General features: G+C 43.1%; 16 protein-coding genes. 10 read left to right on the top strand and 6 right to left on the bottom strand.

Going from position 1 to position 16,393, the window contains the following annotated elements:
* Window positions 1-181 precede the first annotated feature (181 nt).
* Complete coding sequence (locus L3V36_RS20915; protein ID WP_004733780.1) at window positions 182-448, top strand: DUF2960 family protein; 267 nt, start codon at window positions 182-184, stop codon at window positions 446-448.
* A gap of 194 nt (window positions 449-642) precedes the next feature.
* Here L3V36_RS20915 and nagK read toward each other — a convergent pair whose 3' ends face one another.
* Together nagK and L3V36_RS20905 are read right to left on the bottom strand one after the other, a co-directional pair.
* Window positions 643-1,551, bottom strand: coding sequence for an N-acetylglucosamine kinase (gene nagK, locus L3V36_RS20910; protein WP_004733781.1), 909 nt, complete (start codon window positions 1,549-1,551; stop codon window positions 643-645).
* A 163-nt stretch (window positions 1,552-1,714) separates the two neighbouring features.
* Complete coding sequence (locus L3V36_RS20905; protein WP_017080483.1) at window positions 1,715-2,461, bottom strand: tRNA-uridine aminocarboxypropyltransferase; 747 nt, start codon at window positions 2,459-2,461, stop codon at window positions 1,715-1,717.
* A 68-nt stretch (window positions 2,462-2,529) separates the two neighbouring features.
* Between L3V36_RS20905 and L3V36_RS20900 the strand changes: the two genes are divergently transcribed.
* Window positions 2,530-3,333: a sterol desaturase family protein gene (locus L3V36_RS20900; RefSeq protein WP_017093012.1), complete on the top strand. Its 804-nt coding sequence runs from the start codon at window positions 2,530-2,532 to the stop codon at window positions 3,331-3,333.
* Window positions 3,334-3,573: 240 nt separating this feature from the next.
* Here the strand turns inward: L3V36_RS20900 and L3V36_RS20895 are convergent, their stop codons facing one another.
* On the bottom strand, window positions 3,574-5,619 hold the full coding sequence (locus L3V36_RS20895; protein WP_102452655.1) for a methyl-accepting chemotaxis protein: 2,046 nt from the start codon (window positions 5,617-5,619) through the stop codon (window positions 3,574-3,576).
* 104 nt (window positions 5,620-5,723) lie between these two features.
* On the opposite strand from L3V36_RS20895, the gene L3V36_RS20890 reads away from it, so the two are divergent.
* Window positions 5,724-6,209, top strand: coding sequence for an NlpC/P60 family protein (locus L3V36_RS20890; protein ID WP_208775473.1), 486 nt, complete (start codon window positions 5,724-5,726; stop codon window positions 6,207-6,209).
* Between the two features lie 114 nt (window positions 6,210-6,323).
* Here the strand turns inward: L3V36_RS20890 and L3V36_RS20885 are convergent, their stop codons facing one another.
* On the bottom strand, window positions 6,324-6,668 hold the full coding sequence (locus tag L3V36_RS20885) for a DUF3802 family protein (protein ID WP_004733787.1): 345 nt from the start codon (window positions 6,666-6,668) through the stop codon (window positions 6,324-6,326).
* A gap of 616 nt (window positions 6,669-7,284) precedes the next feature.
* Here L3V36_RS20885 and L3V36_RS20880 point away from each other — a divergent pair.
* Entirely contained in the window at window positions 7,285-8,151 is an 867-nt protein-coding gene (locus L3V36_RS20880) for a fructosamine kinase family protein (RefSeq protein ID WP_017094041.1), read from the top strand.
* Between the two features lie 114 nt (window positions 8,152-8,265).
* Window positions 8,266-8,469 carry a CPXCG motif-containing cysteine-rich protein gene (locus L3V36_RS20875; RefSeq protein ID WP_004733789.1) on the top strand — a complete coding sequence of 68 codons (204 nt, stop codon included), beginning with the start codon at window positions 8,266-8,268 and terminating at the stop codon, window positions 8,467-8,469.
* A gap of 182 nt (window positions 8,470-8,651) precedes the next feature.
* Here the strand turns inward: L3V36_RS20875 and L3V36_RS20870 are convergent, their stop codons facing one another.
* Window positions 8,652-9,263 carry a riboflavin synthase gene (locus tag L3V36_RS20870; RefSeq protein WP_029224555.1) on the bottom strand — a complete coding sequence of 204 codons (612 nt, stop codon included), beginning with the start codon at window positions 9,261-9,263 and terminating at the stop codon, window positions 8,652-8,654.
* A gap of 439 nt (window positions 9,264-9,702) precedes the next feature.
* Here L3V36_RS20870 and L3V36_RS20865 point away from each other — a divergent pair, with 439 nt between their 5' ends.
* The gene (locus L3V36_RS20865) at window positions 9,703-11,073 is read left to right on the top strand and encodes an MATE family efflux transporter (RefSeq protein ID WP_208775475.1); all 1,371 of its coding nucleotides are present in this window, start codon (window positions 9,703-9,705) and stop codon (window positions 11,071-11,073) included.
* Window positions 11,074-11,191: 118 nt separating this feature from the next.
* Here the strand turns inward: L3V36_RS20865 and L3V36_RS20860 are convergent, their stop codons facing one another.
* The gene (locus tag L3V36_RS20860) at window positions 11,192-12,034 is read right to left on the bottom strand and encodes a DNA ligase (protein WP_102502760.1); all 843 of its coding nucleotides are present in this window, start codon (window positions 12,032-12,034) and stop codon (window positions 11,192-11,194) included.
* A 311-nt stretch (window positions 12,035-12,345) separates the two neighbouring features.
* Here L3V36_RS20860 and L3V36_RS20855 point away from each other — a divergent pair, with 311 nt between their 5' ends.
* From L3V36_RS20855 to L3V36_RS20840, 4 genes are all read left to right on the top strand, one after another.
* Window positions 12,346-12,675, top strand: a complete 330-nt coding sequence (locus L3V36_RS20855; protein WP_004733793.1) for an STAS domain-containing protein — start codon at window positions 12,346-12,348, stop codon at window positions 12,673-12,675.
* Window positions 12,676-12,737: 62 nt separating this feature from the next.
* Entirely contained in the window at window positions 12,738-13,574 is an 837-nt protein-coding gene (locus L3V36_RS20850) for an OmpA family protein (protein WP_208775481.1), read from the top strand.
* On the top strand, window positions 13,571-15,670 hold the full coding sequence (locus L3V36_RS20845) for an SLBB domain-containing protein (RefSeq protein ID WP_017083651.1): 2,100 nt from the start codon (window positions 13,571-13,573) through the stop codon (window positions 15,668-15,670). The genes L3V36_RS20850 and L3V36_RS20845 overlap by 4 nt, the downstream gene beginning before the upstream one ends.
* Window positions 15,670-16,359, top strand: a complete 690-nt coding sequence (locus tag L3V36_RS20840) for a tyrosine-protein kinase family protein (RefSeq protein WP_004733796.1) — start codon at window positions 15,670-15,672, stop codon at window positions 16,357-16,359. Before L3V36_RS20845 ends, L3V36_RS20840 begins: the two co-directional genes overlap by 1 nt.
* Window positions 16,360-16,393 lie beyond the last annotated feature (34 nt).

Here is a 16,393-nt window from a genome sequence, read left to right as displayed (position 1 = left end):
TTAAGGGGTTTTCTTTTGTGTTTGTTTCGTGAAAGACAACCTGTTCGTTTCCTTAAAGACAAAAGCTTAAATGACGCCAAACGTTTAGAACGATAATCTTAAGATTTTTTATCATAACCTTGAGCCACGTACTGTTTTTATGTAGAGTGCGCGCAGAGTAATAATTCTATTGGAGAGCATCATGGCTCGTACCATTCTGTACACTTACAAAGACGAAGACAAAGAGTTACTGTTTTCGAAACAAGAACACCGCACGATCCAAGAAGCTGTCGCTGCAGCTGAAGGTATCGACATCACTGAGTATCTAAAAACTGAGCAACAGCTTGAGTTTATTTCTGATACTAAAGCGGTTCGTAACTACCAAGACAACTATTTCCGTAAGCTAGGCTTTACTAAGCTTACGTTGAAGCAAAAAGACAACCTTGGTGTTGGTAAAAAGAAGAAGTAAGCCCTCTGGCTTCTTTTTCTCGATCTGTAGCTTCTAGCTTCTAGCTTTTCGTTTGCACTTGAGAGCTAAGAATTAAGAGCTAAAGAAACGAAAACACTGAACAATAAAAAATGCCGCAACCTCTTTAGAGATTGCGGCATTTTTATTTATGCTTTTAACTATCTAACCTTAATTAGCTTAACGGTAAGTGACGATTACTTAATGTTAAGGAATGCAGCACCACGAACGCCGCCTGAATCACCGTGCTTCGCTTTGATGATCTTTGGACATTTCGCTACAGACAATAGGTATTTAGGAACACGCTTTGGCATCTCTTCGTAGATAAGTTCGAAGTTTGAAAGTCCACCACCTAGTGCTACAACATGCGGGTCAAGTGCAGTAAATAGGTTTGCGAAACAGATAGCCAATAGTTCCATGAAACGGTCAACGTGCTCAGCTGCTTTTGCTTCGCCTTCGTTGTACGCTTGGATGATTTCAATCGCTTTCTTTTTCTCACCGAAGTAGTGCTCATAAATCAGTTCAAAGCCGCGACCAGATAGGTAGCTGTCTAAACAACCTTTCTTGCCACAACCACAGCCTAGTAACGGTGCGTTGTCGCCAAGGTGGAACCATGCATCAATAGGAAGACGCATATGGCCGAGCTCGCCAGCAACGTGGTTACGTCCTGAGAATACTTTGCCATCAAAAACCAAACCACCACCAAAACCAGTACCTAAAATTAGGCCCGCTACTGATGGTTCATCTTTCAATTCATCATCCCACGCTTCAGACAGCGCAAAACAGTTCGCATCGTTCTCGATTTTAACACTACGACCAATCAGCGCTTCTAAGTCTTTGCGTAATGGCTTACCTGTTGAAGCCGGTACGTTAACAACAAGCATAGTGCCGTCGTCCGCATCTTCCATACCAGGAAGACCAAGGCCAATTTTGCCTTCGCAAGAGAATTCGCTATCGTATTTTTTTACCAAACCGGCAATCGTATCAAGTAGCAGTTGATAATCTTCAGTAGGCGTTGGTACGCGTTCGGTTGCTACTCGCTCAAGTTTTTCATTGAACGCACCAAACTCAATTTTTGTGCCGCCAACATCAAAGCCGTAATACATGAAATCTCTCCAATTTTTCCCTAAATTCGGGCAAATAAAATTTTTAAATTAAACAACTAGGAAGCATTATCCATAACACTCCCCCTACAAACCGTGATAGATAACAAACTTATCTTGTGTTCGAATCTGTTTGAACAACAAGTCAGCACAAAGCGGTTAAAGGTTAGAGTGACGTCTCACTTTTAGTATGCTCTATGAAAGCATTCAGGCTTGGTTTGGTTGGATCCGATTTATAACGTGTCTTACTCAACATGTAGCTTTCACGAAATGCTTCAAACCATAGCTGTAAAGTCTTAGCGCCCTGCTCTTCACCGGCTTGTTTCAAAACTAAGCTCGCTACTTCGGCTGTTGATAGATGTTGTTCGTTGTCTGACTTACGCATCATGTATTGAGAAACCGATTCCGGTTCAATCGACAACACCGGTAAATCTTGCAGATACTCTGAACGACGGAAGATACGTCGTGCTTCGCGCCAACTGCCATCAATGAAAATCAGCAATAGTGTTTTGTTTGGGTCACGCATTTGTGGCAGATCTTGAACAACACGCGTTTTGTCGTCGGTATAGTCTTCAGGGAATACGATCACAGGTTGGTATTTGTCATCTTTGAGGACATCCAACATCTCTTGATTTGGCTCAGTACGATGCCAAAGGTAGGCGTAACTGTCTTTAACCGTATCAACAATCAAACGACCAGTGTTACTTGGCTTTAAGATTTCGTTGTCTGACAAGATCAACATAGTCGCGACGTTCGTATCAACGTTAGGTTGATGTTCACAGATACAGCTGTCTTGTTTGATTTTACAGAATTCACATCGCACGACTTTACACCCGCGCGCATTAAACGGTTTGGTAGCAATGGATAAACGATGTTGATATAAACGGTGAAAAGCGTGGATTCTCATGGACAATAACGATAACTCTAGAAAAGTGGCACGATTGTACTTACAGTGTCCTTAGAATGATAGAAGGAATTCCCATGCAAGACCCATCACTGCTTCGCCTTGTTTGTTTTATTGTCGTTTTTGGATTGTGTGCGCTTTGGGAATACCGTTTTCCGCGTAAAACACTGACTCAAAGCAAATGGTTTCGTTGGGGGAATAACTTTGCGTTGGTTGCTTTGAACAGCTTTCTATTAGCCACTCTAATTCCTATCGCAGCATTCCAAGCGGCGGTCATTGCACAAGAAAACCAATGGGGTCTGTTCAATACCCTGTCACTTCCGAAAGAACTCACCATTCTGGTCTGCGTATTACTGTTAGATTGCGCCATTTACCTGCAGCACTTGGTGTTTCACCGTGTTCCTTGGTTGTGGAAGCTACATCGAGTTCACCATGCGGACCTAGATATCGATGTCACAACCGGAACGCGCTTTCACCCTATTGAGATGATTCTTTCAATGCTCATCAAAGTGAGTTTGGTGATCGCACTTGGTGTCCCTGTTATCGCAGTCGTGATATTTGAAATTGTTCTTAATGCGAGTGCGATGTTTAACCACAGTAATGGACGTCTTCCGCTATGGGTGGATAAGCGATTGAGAAAAGTGATTGTGACCCCAGACATGCACCGCGTTCATCACTCGGTCATTGTGAAAGAAACCCACTCTAACTTCGGCTTCTTTTTATCTGTGTGGGACATCTGGTTTAAGACTTACCGCGCTCAACCAAAGCTTGGCCACGATAAGGTGCATATTGGCGTTCCAGAGATTCAAGATGGTAAAGAACAACGGTTAGATCTGATGCTACGTCAGCCATTTACTCAATTCCCGACGACGAAAAACTAGGTTTGAAGCCGTTTGAGGCTCAAGCTTATCTTGAGGCCAAAATTACCTTAAAGTCAAACTTATCTTAATAACAAAGTTATCTGAATCCGAAAGCAAACGCCCTTAGATTCTTGTGAGAATTTAAGGGCGTTTCTGTGTCGATAGTTGTTATAAGCGTAGTTAGTGATTAAGTGCTGCTAGTGCTTAAACTCTTGCGTTATCTAGCTTACCTCTCACGCTTGTTTATTTCAGCACGCTCGTTTATTTCAGTACGTATTTATGAAGCATAGCTTGTTGGTGCCCTGCTATCTCACCAACTTGCTCTGAACTCTCGATCATGGATTCAAGTTGCAGTTTAGTGTTCTCACCCTGCTCAGACACGCGAGTGATAGAATGCGTTACATCGACAGTCGCACGGGCTTGTTGTTCGGTTGCCACCATGATTTGCTCAACACGTCCTTTGATCTGGTTAACCGCGAATTCGATTTTCTCGAAGGCTTGTTTTACATCGCCACTGGTTTCCAGTGCATTCGCCATTTCGCTTCTCGATTCTGTTACAGAAGCACGTGAGCGATCAGCTGCCGCTACTAGCTCGTTCATCATATTACGAATATTAGTGGTTTGCTGGGAGGTACCACTCGCCAGTTTTCGTACTTCATCGGCAACCACGGCAAACCCGCGACCTTGGTCCCCTGCTCGCGCTGCTTCTATTGCGGCATTCAATGCGAGTAAGTTGGTGTTTTCAGCAATACCACTGATCACGTCAACCATTTCACGAATCTGTTTAACGCGAATATCCAAGTCCGTCATCGATTCTTGATTCAGGCTAAGAGATTGCTCGAGTGCTTGTAATCGCTTCTGATTAAGGCCGACTACTTGGCTACCATTGACTGATTCGTCTTCTGCTATCTGCGCGTCGTCATTCGATGCGTTCGAGATACGAGCAATCTCACCAATGGATGCTTCAAGTTCTGTAATTGTGGTGATCATATTCTGTAGTGATTCGTTCTGCTCGTTCAAGCTTGAATTGGTTTGCTCTGCGGCGTCATGGCTTACTTCAGCCGTTTGATAAAGCGTTTCACAGTTACGCGTTACTAAACGAACCGAGTCCGCGGTGGAATCAACGACCGTATTAAGTTTTGAAGTGATAACTTGCAGCTCTAGCGGCCCCATCAGTTCACTCTGTTTAGAGAAATCGTGATCTGCAAGTGAACTCAACTGGTGAGTAATGTTTTTAAGCCCTTTATTCATCCAACGGCGTAACACGAACCATGAGATCACAATAATAAAGGCAATCACTAGCCCGCTGATAAACAACACACGATCGATGTTGGTGATGGTTTGATTTACAACGAGTTCACTTTCATCAATCAGTTGCGAGGCTGTAGAAGACAACTGATTCAGTGTGCTGATAACGGTGTTTGCTAAGGTGATGACTTGCGTTAAGTTTTGCTCTTGCTGCTGAACCAGTTCGAGTTTTAAGAGGATTTGTTTGATTACACCTTCTTCGGTAAAGCCTTCTTTAACCATCTCATAAGGCGCCGTCAAGCTCGCGAACTCTGCAATGTCTGGGTGCCAATCGGCAAAATCGCTGTAAGCCAAGTTAAGGCCTGCGATTCGGTTTCTCAATTGACGGTATTCGTCTTGTGCTTTATCAATGTCAGATTGCATCATCAACATCAGGAAGGTGTTCGCCATAGCAGACGCACTGGATGTAAATCGGTTCGCTGCATCGCTCGCTTCTGGGTTGTCTTCAACCAAGAATGAGCTGATTCGGTTCATTTCAGGTCCGATAGATCCAACGCCATAACGGAACTCGCCCATTTTACTGTCGATCAGATTTTGCTTACTTTGAATATCAATCTGTGCCAGCAATACCGTATTGGTCATGGTTTGCAGTTGCGCCATATCATCAATAAGGTTTTGTTGTTGCTCTAAAGAGATCGCATCAGGAAAAGATTGGGAGATAAAAAGGAGTTCCTCAAGCGTGGTATTACTCTCTGTTGCGAGTTGGTCAATTGAAACCCTTGTCGAATTCAGCGCATCTAAGTCGGTTGACTGGGTGCTATAGGTGAGAAGTTTCACTTGCTCTAATACGCTTTGCGTTAATTCGGCGTTGTGTAAAGCAAGGGGTAAAGCTTGTTCTGAAAGTGCGTCAAAATGTCCCCCGACCCGTTCAACTCCCCGAATGCTAACCATTGATAAAAAACTAACGAGTAAAAGAATGGAAATAAATACAGCAGTGACGGTTTGAATGAGCGAGAATGTATAACGTGAGGGTTTTATTGATAAATTTGTGTCGGGCATGTGAAATCCAGTTTGACTACGAAAAGAGATATCCTTAAGTTAGTTCGTATACTAGAAGTCCTTGATGACGTTTTTATTTCAGTTTTTTGTCAGAAGAGTTACATATGAAATTCAGAAAAATGGCTGTAGTTACAATAATTTTAGCAACATTGGCTGCTTGTAGCTCGTCACCATCGCCTTCTCAGCTTAGTCAAACCGCACAGAAACCCTTATCAAAGTCAGAACAATTGACTACAAACGCTTATATGAGCGTGTATGAACAGTGGAAAGGTGTGCCATACCATTTCGGTGGGACATCATTTCGAGGCGTAGATTGCTCCGCTTTTGTTCAAATTGCCGTGCAAAATGCGACACAACAAGCCCTACCGAGAACCACAAAAGATCAGAGCAAAAAGGGAAAAGAAATAGCGTATGGGCAAGCAACAAGCGGTGATTTGGTATTTTTCAAAACATCGATGACGGTAAGACACGTAGGTGTGTATTTAGGAAATAATCAATTCCTACATGCTTCGACATCGAAAGGTGTCATCATATCGAGGTTGGATAACCCTTATTGGGCTTCTAAGTTTTGGCACTTTAGGCGTTTATAGCGGTTTAAAGTCTTAACCGCTAAACGAGGTCACTTTTAAAGCTACGACGTAAACGCCTATCAGAGTGAACATAATCATCGTGAAAAAATGACTAACGAGGAAATGGACAAATAGTTAGTCGTATTTAGCGACAGCAGAATCAAATAGATTCTTCACTAGCGCGATGTATTCATCTAGAAATACAATTTGCTCGTTGGTCGCTTTTTTAGCCCATACACCCGCTAATACTTCGCCTAAATCCGCTACCACAGCATCGGCTTCTTTCAAAAGTTGAAAACGAACACTCGAATGCAACTCTGGATTTTGCTCAAAAATAGCCATGATGTTTGTTGAAATCATGTCTGTGATGATGTCTTCAACACTCTCATTGCCTGTATCGCCATTACTATTTGTAAATACATCCAGATTAAACGATAAGTGCTCGATCAGAGCCAAATAGCCATCGGTTTCTACAACCACAATAAATCTCCGTTTTAAGCTCAAGAGCAGATTAATACGTACTTGCTTAATACTATGTAAATGAAGCGATTTGTCATCACTTTATTACCAAAAACCGTATTAAAATGATCCTAGTTAGTATTTCAGCTTAAATATTAAACCAATAGCTGAATATATACGTGTCGCCAGATGTCTGTTGGTCAAGATACTTGTAGACTCTGCACGTCATCATTACTCGGCTATTAAAGAGTTAGTAAAGAGCTAGTAAGATCAGATGGTCACGTGCCCTATCGTTAACTATAGTCGTTTCAACCTACTCTAATAGCACATTTAAGTTGATGCGTAGACAATAACAAGCTCCAACTACTTTTCCAGTTTGTTTCGACCAAAACCGTTTCGATTGTGAGGCCAGTTCCAAACAATTCTATAACTTCGCATTGCCAATTTCTGTTTGTATTTCAAAGAGCTTGAATCAGTTCGAGTTCACAAATCAGCCAATTGATTCTATATAAGGTAAAGAACAGATAAGAACATTGACGAGTACGTCTATAAATTGCTCAAATTTATCCTAAACTATGGCTAACAAACAGTATTTCTAACCTTCAATTTTTTAACTTTCAGTCTTTGAGGATTTCCTATGTGGCAGGCCATTTCTCAACAACTTTCAGATACTCTTCTATTTAACTTTCAGATTACTGAACGTACCAAGGTTTCTGGTGGTGACATTAACGATTGCTTTATGATCAGCGATGGTAATGAACGCTACTTTGTAAAAGTAAACCAGCGAGAATTTTTACCTAAGTTTGAAATCGAAGCTGAGAACTTACGCTTGTTAAGAGAAACTTCCACCGTTTATGTACCTGAGTTGGTACTGATTGGTAAAACCAAAGAATGCTCATTCATTATTCTCAATTACTTGCCAACTAAGCCGCTTGATACCGGTAATAACAGCTTTGATTTCGGGGTGCAGCTTGCTCAGCTTCATAAATGGGGCGAGCAAAAAGAGTTTGGTTGTGACCAAGATAATTATATCGGTAGTACACTTCAGCCTAACCCTTGGCATAAGAAATGGGGTCGTTTTTTCTCTGAACAACGCATCGGCTTCCAACTGCAATTGCTAAAAGAGAAAGGCATTGAATTCGGTGATATTGATGACATCGTTGATGTGGTGAATATGCGTCTTGCTGGCCACAATCCTCGCCCTTCTTTACTTCATGGAGACCTCTGGAATGGCAACGTAGCGAATTCAGCCTTTGGGCCAATCTGTTACGACCCCGCTTGTTATTGGGGCGACCATGAATGTGACTTAGCGTTAACGGAATTGTTTGAAGGGTTTCCAAAAGAGTTTTATGACGGTTACCAGAGCGTCAATCCACTCGACGTTGGCTATACTGATCGGAAAGACATTTACAACTTGTACCATCTTCTTAACCACTGCAATCAATTTGGCGGCGAGTATTTAGCACAAACTGAAGCATGTATTCAGAAGATACAAGCCGTTTAATACCAATCACAGCTAGCTAAGTCGTTCTATAAAGCTACTGCATAGATCTATACAAGCTACTGCGATCTTTAAAGCTAATACGATTGGAACAATATACAGTGAGGAGAATTAGCCATGCATAAATACACAGAGAAACATGTCTCGTGCCCCCACTGTGGGCATGCAATCAGCATAACGCTCGATGCTTCTAATGGGAGCCAAGATTTTTATGACGATTGCCCGGCGTGTTGCAATGCCATTCACCTCGATATGCAGGTAGATGAAGTCAGAGACAGAATTAATCTCTCGATTGATGCAGACGACGAACAAGTCTTCTAACCCCTACTCTCTTGTCGAGTTGGATCTACATCTCGATTTAGAGCTACACCTCGATTTTGAGGCTAGCTTAGAAAAATACAAATACACAAAAATAGAAAAAGAGCACCTAATGTGCTCTTTTTTAATATCTTCGACTTTTACTTAGTGTCGCTTTTGGGGCAAATGCTATTGATAAACCGTCACTACGATTTCTGGTTTGCCAATACGCGCTCAACAGTATCAACAATCGCCTGTGTTTGAGGGTCGAATTCAATATTTACTTGATCGCCTACTTCACGGCCGCCAAACAGAGTACGATTCAGCGTTTCTGGGATCAGGTGAACAGAGAAACGGTTCTCTTCCACTTCACCGATTGTCAATGAACAACCATCAACGCCAATGTAGCCCTTGCTCAGCACATACTTCATTGATTCTTGCGGCAGCTCAAACCAAAGCGTACGGTTATTTTCTGTCTTAATCACATCAACGAGGTTACCCATAAGAGTAATGTGGCCAGACATGCTATGTCCGCCAATTTCGTCACCAAACTTTGCTGCACGCTCAACATTCACTTTGTCACCAACATTCAGTTGGCCCAAGTTCGTCAATCGCAATGTGGCTTGCATTAAATCAAAAGCAATCTGATTGCCCGAAATTTCCGTTACCGTTAAGCAACAACCGTTATGAGCTACTGAAGCGCCAATTGCTAATCCCTCAACCATTTCGTCACTTAACTCAATGGTATGAGTTTGAAACAACTCTTTTTTGTTTATAGCAACCAGTGTTGCCATGCCTTGAACGATACCTGTAAACATAAGATTCCTATTTAGCATTCTAGGGCGTGTTGACCTTTCGCGGTTAAATTTTGTTCGGGTGGGGACGCCTAGTCAAAAGCGTTTTAATCGCGGCGAGGGGGAAGTAGCCTAGCATCCTAAGCAAATCTCCCTCAACAAAGAGTAAAACGCTTTTAGCCGAACCCTTCGGGCAGCGTTTGCTGGTCATTTTTACTACGTTATCGGCTTCTCATGTAGGCTAGCTACACATCAAAGCCTCTGCCTTGTAAAAATACCCAGCAACTCGCTGCAAAAATCAGCTCGAAAGATCAACACGCCCTAATAACAGTTTTTCATAGCAGTTATTGTGACATTTCTTTATGATTCGTCCAGTGGAAGCTTAAGATCATTGCCTCTGATTCCTTCAGAATGTCCTTTCCTACACTATTATTCTAATTTTCCCTCTTATTTGGAGTTGTTTGTGCATCGTTACAAAGAAGAATCCTCGAATCTAATCAAACTTGCGACACCAGTTTTGATTGCATCTGTTGCACAAACTGGAATGGGTTTTGTTGATACCGTGATGGCCGGTGGCGTAAGTGCTATCGATATGGCGGCGGTTTCGATTGCAGCAAGTATCTGGCTACCATCAATATTATTTGGTGTCGGTCTATTGATGGCGTTGGTTCCTGTTGTTGCACAACTGAACGGTTCAGGCCGCCAAGTCAAAATTCCATTTGAGATTCAGCAAGGTGCGTTTTTAGCACTCGTCATTTCCCTTCCAATCATTGGCGTACTATTCCAGACACAATTGATATTGGAGTGGATGGACATTGAACAACTCATGGCAGACAAGACCATCGGCTATATGAACGCGGTGATGTTTGCTGTGCCTGCGTTTTTGCTGTTCCAAACATTGAGAAGTTTTACTGATGGCATGTCTTTAACTAAGCCTGCCATGGTGATTGGTTTTATCGGTTTGCTATTAAACATCCCGCTTAACTGGATGTTCGTATACGGAAAACTTGGTGCCCCTGCTCTTGGTGGTGTTGGCTGTGGCGTTGCAACGGCTATCGTCTATTGGGTGATGTTTGCTCTGCTATTCGCTTACGTTTTAACATCAAAGCGTTTGGCTAAAATCAACATCTTCGGGACGTTCCACAAGCCTCAACTTAAAGCTCAAATTCGTTTGTTTAGACTTGGTTTTCCAGTTGCTGCCGCTATCTTCTTCGAGGTCACGCTGTTCGCAGTGGTTTCCCTATTAGTTGCCCCATTAGGTTCATTGGTTGTTGCCGCACACCAAGTCGCGATTAATTTCTCTTCTCTCGTGTTTATGATTCCAATGAGCATCGGTGCCGCCGTGAGTATTCGTGTTGGCCATAAGCTTGGTGAAAACAACACGGAAGGTGCGAAAATCGCAACACACGTGGGTATCATCGTCGGTTTGGTAACCGCCTTTATGACTGCGGCATTAACAGTATTGTTTAGAGAGCAGGTTTCGTTACTTTACACAGAGAACACGGCGGTAGTTACCGTTGCGATGCAATTGCTGGTGTTCGCTGCGGTTTATCAATGTACCGATGCAATCCAAGTTATCGCTGCAGGTGCTTTGCGTGGATACAAAGACATGCGTTCGATCTTCAACATTACCTTCGTAGCGTATTGGTTACTTGGTCTTCCTATCGGCTACATCTTAGGAATGAAAGATTGGATTGTTGAACCTATGGGCGCACATGGCTTCTGGATTGGTTTCATTGTCGGCCTAACATCAGCTGCCATTATGCTCGGTATGCGTTTGCATTGGATGCATAAACAAGACGATGATGTTCAGTTAGAATTTAGCTCTCATTAGATTCGTACTCGCTAAACCAGTATCGCCGTTATTACATACAAAAAGAGCTCTGATTTTCAGGGCTCTTTTCGCTTACGGCTGTAAATGATTTAGGGGCGATTAGTTTATACTCAGGAGATTAGTATTCACTCTTCTCTCTAACAAAGCGCGCAAACTTGGGCTTTCCGTTTTGAGTAAAGCCATTGTATCGAAAAGTAATACGGCTGCCTATTTCGGGCGGTGCGAGCCTCATCTGGTCACTGAACCCACTTCCAATATAAAATTCCACACCCTCTTCTGTGTGAACCAAAATCGAACCCATCATCCCTTTATACTTCCCTGTTCCGCCTTTGTAACCAATAACCGTGGCTTCCGCATCGTGATGCCTTTTAAGCTTTAAAAGGTCATTACTTCGGCCTGCTTGATAGCGACTGGTGATCTTACGAAGCATCAAACCTTCACCATTACTCTCATCGACATTATCGAGTTGATGGAACAGAGCTTCTTCATTGTGAACCGGTACATGTTCGATGTAGCTGACATGAGGTTCTCCAATCATGCTTACCCAATGCAAGATGTTGTAATAGCGCTTTTGATAATCACCAGCAGCCCCTGGCATATCAAACAACATGAAATCTATTTGGCGCCACGCTACGTCACTAGGCGTATGATCGAGGACGGTAGATTGGACTAAGTGGAACTTACCTCTTCCTGCCCACAACTCCCCTTCGAGATGCACCTTAGGCAAGTTTTTTGTAAACCACTTCGGTGAGTAAATGCGATTTCCGTTTCGAGTATAAAGGTGTTGCCCGTCCCAAAGAGCCCGAATCCCGTCAAGCTTTTCACTCTTCCAGTATTCAGAAACATCAATGCCTTGTTGGTATGTATTCGCCAGTACCAAATGGTCAGGAGGTAAATAGGATGAATGAGAAGAAAGCGAACACGCCCATAGAGTTGCTATCGCCAATTTAGTTAATCTCATCATCTGCTCCGTATTGATATCTGTAGTGCTCAACAAACGCCTTTAATCCTAAGCGTTCTGACACGTAGGTAGACAACCTTTGCTAGAAGATGCGATCCACACATCAACCTTATTTAACTTTCAATTTCATTCATATAATTAATGACTTATGGATCTCAAATGTTCACCCATTTTTAGTTCTCATATTGAGAAATCGACTTTCTCAATATGAGATAGAGATCAGCGCTCGAGTTAAATCATTGAAAAATATAAACATAAAAGTTGGCACATTCAGTGCAATTGTCCATACATACTCAAAAGGAGATATCGCTATGGAACTACGTAAGATTGATTTAAATACAACGACACTGACTCTTTCTATCTTCGGTGATTTAGATGCAGCAGGTAGCCGTGATGCTCAGACCGATATTGACGATGTAATCTCAAATGATGGCCACCCTGAAATCGAAGTTGATTTTAGCCAAGTTGAGTTTTTAGATTCATCTGGTGTTGGCGCAATTGTTTACATGTTCAAACGCCTAACTGAGCGCGAGCGCAACATGCGACTTGAAAATGTGACTGGCCAGCCTCTTGAAATTATGAACTTGCTACGTATTGGCCACGCTATCCCAGTAAATTCAAAAAATCCTACAAATTCATGAAGATCCACTAAGCTAGAAGTAACAAAACATAATAATAAAAAGTAAAAACATAGGACGTTGGCATGAAAATACTGAAAAACTACATAGCCCTTTCTCTGTCTGCTTTGGTTCTAGGTGGCTGTACTAGCTACCCTGAACAAGGCACCGGCGGTTTGGCTGAAAGTTATGACTCTATTAATTACCAAAATTCCGACTTTTCTCCTGTCATGCCAGACGAACCTCTTGGTCCTGAACACGGATTACGTTTTGATTGGCAACTGGCTAAATTACATCTTGATGCCTTGATTCAAGAAGGCGCCCGTTGGTGCTTCCCCGCTGCTGTTGTGCAAGCGATAGAGAAGCAAAATCGTATCGCTCGTGAACTACAAGGTGGCCTGCTTCTAGATGCGGCCAACGACCTAGTCATTCAAAGAAAACGCTTAAACGAACTTGAAGTCCAACTGGACTATGTGACCTCACAAGCCCGCTGTGAACCACCAAAAAATGAAACCCAATTTAGAATGCAATTGTCGGTTATCGAACAGTTGTACGACCTGCTTAACGTTGACAACCAATTCGCGGAAAACTCTACCGAAGTCAATCCCAAGTACATGGGACGACTTGCCGAGGCGACCACACTACTGAAAGAACATAAATCTTTAGACCTTGTTGTTACGGGTCATGCCGATGCTACGGGTACCGAAAAATTTAACGATGACTTAGCACTTGGACGTGCTAAACAAGTCGAACGCTACCTAACTATTTTTGGCTTAGGTGCTCAGCGAATTAAAGCCGTGTCTGTGGGTGAAACGGTTCCTCTTTTTGAAGGCGAATCAGACGGTACGCGTTTAACTAACCGCCGAGTGAGTATCGAAATTATCTCCCCTAAAAATGCCGAGAAAATGGGAGGTGGATTATGAAATTATTGATCGCTTTTATCATCACCCTATCGTTAAGCTTTACGAGTGTCGTGAATGCGAGCGAAGAGTTTTCAGACGCGGTTCAAGTCGGTGACCTTATCCAAGTTAACGTACCCGGTGAAAGTACGTTGAACACAGGGTTCCAAGTGGATAAACGTGGCCGCATAACCCTTCCTGAAGTTGGCGCCGTATTTGTTGCGGGTTATGACAGTGAGCAGCTTAACAAAGTCGTTCTAGAATCACTGGCAACCGCTTATAAAGATCTTTCGAACGCTTCGGTCTACGTCAAAGAACAACAAATCATTATTTACGTTCAAGGTTACGTAGAACAGCCTGGCGAATACACACTGGCATTGGGTTCTAGCATCCAAATGGCACTTTACGCAGCCGGTGGATTACGTCCGGGAGCACAACTGGACAAATTGATTCTTAAGCGAGGCGCGGACAAGAAAGAGTTTAACTACAAACGTTTCCTTGATTCAGGTGACGAATCAACGCTACCTACTCTGCAATCATTGGATTCGCTTTTTGTTCCGGCATCGCCATTAGTAGGCAATATTGAACAAGAATTCGATGCTGCCAAGCTTGCTAACTCTGGTGACAGTGCCGACTCTCGCAATTCAATTAAAGTATTTGGCGAGGTAAATGCACCGGGTTCGTTCACTTATAAAGAGAGCACCGATCTTGTCGATGTACTAATGCGCTCGGGCGGTGTAACTCGTTATGCCAGTGTTGAGCAAATCCGAGTAATTTCAAACAACACACCTACGCTATTCAACCTTAAACGTTATTTAGATTCTGGTGACGAAAGCCTACTTCCAATCTTACGCCCAGGTGCAACCATTTTTGTGCCGAAGCAAGAGGAAGAGATCAAATCTGGCGCAAACATGGTTTACGTTATGGGTGAAGTCGCTGCCCCTGGCGCTTTTGAAGGAAAAAGAGACGCCACCTTCATGGATATCCTTGCGAATGCTGGCGGTCCAACTCGATTTGCAGAATCGCGCCAAATACGTGTGATCAAAGCGGATGGCAGAGTACTTAAATTCGATTTAGCGGCTTACACAGAAGGCCTACCTAACTCTAATCCACCGAGCATTAAGGCCGGTGACGCTATTTTCGTTCCAGAGAAAACCGACATGAACGAGAAGTCTTGGTTGAAGATTGCTCCAGACAGAGCGGTTAACGTTATCGGTGAGGTCAACCGACCTGGTCGTATTGAATGGTCAGATGAAATGAACTTCATGGGATTATTGGCTCACGTCGGCGGCCCTACGCTACGCGCTGACACATCAAAAATTGAAGTTGTGACGGGTAGAAAGATGGTTGTGTTTAATCTTGATGATTTCATCAGAAATGGCGCGCCACGTGATCTGATGCCGCAAATTCGTGCCGGCTCTATCGTCCGTGTCCACGACTTACCACAAGATCCTTCAGACAATAAATCTCAATGGGTACGTCAAAGCTCTGATGCTTCGATCTACATCTTTGGACAAGTGAATGCACCCGGTCGTTACCGCTTCACCAAAGACATGCACTTCCTTGATATCTTGTCTGCGGCAGACGGCCCTACTAAAGATGCCGATATACACAACGTTCGTGTCACGCATCGTGATAAAACCTACTCTAAAGTAAGCAAACTCAATCTATCGCTCTACTTTGAAACCGGTGACGAATCATTACTGCCAAATGTAACCACCGGTGACACCATTTATATTCCGGAGAAAGGTAAAAACTGGTTAGACACACCGAAAGAAGAAACCGTTCGTGTGCTTGGTGCGATTAACAACCCAGGTCGCTATGTGTTTAACGACAACATGACGATTCTAGATATATTGGCAGAAGCTGCAGGCCCTACCGACAATGCTTACGTCGAGAAAATTACCATTGTGAATATGTCTTGTTGCCAAGGTCAAGCTCGTACCTTCGACCTTGTTGAATTCAGCAAAACAGCCAATATTTACAACCTACCAGTACTGCGCGCTGGTGACACTATCTACATCCCAGATCGCCGTGAGAGCTTTATGGAAAAAGCTCGTGTAGGTCTAGAAGACATATTACGTCTAACAACAATGATCGTCTTAATAGGAGCTTTATAATGACAATTTCAGCGACCCATGCCGAAGTCGAGCAACTGTATTTAGCTTCTGAACTTAACGGACAGAAATCGATTTGTGTGACTGCCTGTCATTCAGGTGACGGTGTAACCTCTGTTGCAACTGCATTAGCAGAACGTTTTCTCCTTGCTGGTCATTCTACGCTTTATGTTGACCTCAACTTATACAACCCCGCTTTCAAAGATTTGAACATGTTAGAAGACAGTCAACAGGGGCAGTTAATAGAACATGTTGAGTCTCACCGGATGTTCATTGGTGTCCCGGCACCTCAAGTGGCATCAACACAGCTTGCTTATAAAGACCCGACAACGTTACAAAAAGTGGTCAACAAATGGCTAGAGAAATACGACAGAGTGATCATCGACACCTCACCGCTTCTTAACATTAACAAAGGGAATATCCCTGCACAGTCTGTTGCGAGTGCCTGTGACAGCACATTGATGGTTGTCGCCTATGGTGAAACGTCAACTCACCACCTAGAACAAGCGAAAAAGCTGCTTGATGCACAGAGTATCAATCTAATGGGCAGTGTGATGAACATGAAACAAACTCCTAGCTTTGCACAAGAGTTGGTAAGACAAATCAATCGAATGAAATTCCTTCCAACGAAACTTCGCGATAGCTTGGCAAACAAGCTGTATCAAAATGAGTTTTTAAACCTGCCGATGTAACTTTTTCGCGCCACTATAGCTTTCTTGTACAACT

Origin of the sequence: Vibrio sp. G-C-1 (assembly GCF_021728015.1) — a bacterium.
GTDB classification, from domain to species: domain Bacteria; phylum Pseudomonadota; class Gammaproteobacteria; order Enterobacterales; family Vibrionaceae; genus Vibrio; species Vibrio splendidus.
The sequence above is the reverse complement of the archived record's forward strand: the minus strand, read 5'-3'. Positions and strand labels throughout refer to the sequence as shown.

Bases quoted from the DNA above. Each gene is read 5' to 3' on its own strand.
- L3V36_RS20915 (WP_004733780.1), top strand. From the start codon at position 182: ATGGCTCGTACCATTCTGTACACTTACAAAGACGAAGACAAAGAGTTA.
- nagK (WP_004733781.1), bottom strand. From the start codon at position 1,551: ATGTATTACGGCTTTGATGTTGGCGGCACAAAAATTGAGTTTGGTGCG.
- L3V36_RS20900 (WP_017093012.1), top strand. From the start codon at position 2,530: ATGCAAGACCCATCACTGCTTCGCCTTGTTTGTTTTATTGTCGTTTTT.
- L3V36_RS20895 (WP_102452655.1), bottom strand. From the start codon at position 5,619: ATGCCCGACACAAATTTATCAATAAAACCCTCACGTTATACATTCTCG.
- L3V36_RS20890 (WP_208775473.1), top strand. From the start codon at position 5,724: ATGAAATTCAGAAAAATGGCTGTAGTTACAATAATTTTAGCAACATTG.
- L3V36_RS20880 (WP_017094041.1), top strand. From the start codon at position 7,285: ATGTGGCAGGCCATTTCTCAACAACTTTCAGATACTCTTCTATTTAAC.
- L3V36_RS20875 (WP_004733789.1), top strand. From the start codon at position 8,266: ATGCATAAATACACAGAGAAACATGTCTCGTGCCCCCACTGTGGGCAT.
- L3V36_RS20870 (WP_029224555.1), bottom strand. From the start codon at position 9,263: ATGTTTACAGGTATCGTTCAAGGCATGGCAACACTGGTTGCTATAAAC.
- L3V36_RS20860 (WP_102502760.1), bottom strand. From the start codon at position 12,034: ATGAGATTAACTAAATTGGCGATAGCAACTCTATGGGCGTGTTCGCTT.
- L3V36_RS20855 (WP_004733793.1), top strand. From the start codon at position 12,346: ATGGAACTACGTAAGATTGATTTAAATACAACGACACTGACTCTTTCT.
- L3V36_RS20850 (WP_208775481.1), top strand. From the start codon at position 12,738: ATGAAAATACTGAAAAACTACATAGCCCTTTCTCTGTCTGCTTTGGTT.
- L3V36_RS20845 (WP_017083651.1), top strand. From the start codon at position 13,571: ATGAAATTATTGATCGCTTTTATCATCACCCTATCGTTAAGCTTTACG.
- L3V36_RS20840 (WP_004733796.1), top strand. From the start codon at position 15,670: ATGACAATTTCAGCGACCCATGCCGAAGTCGAGCAACTGTATTTAGCT.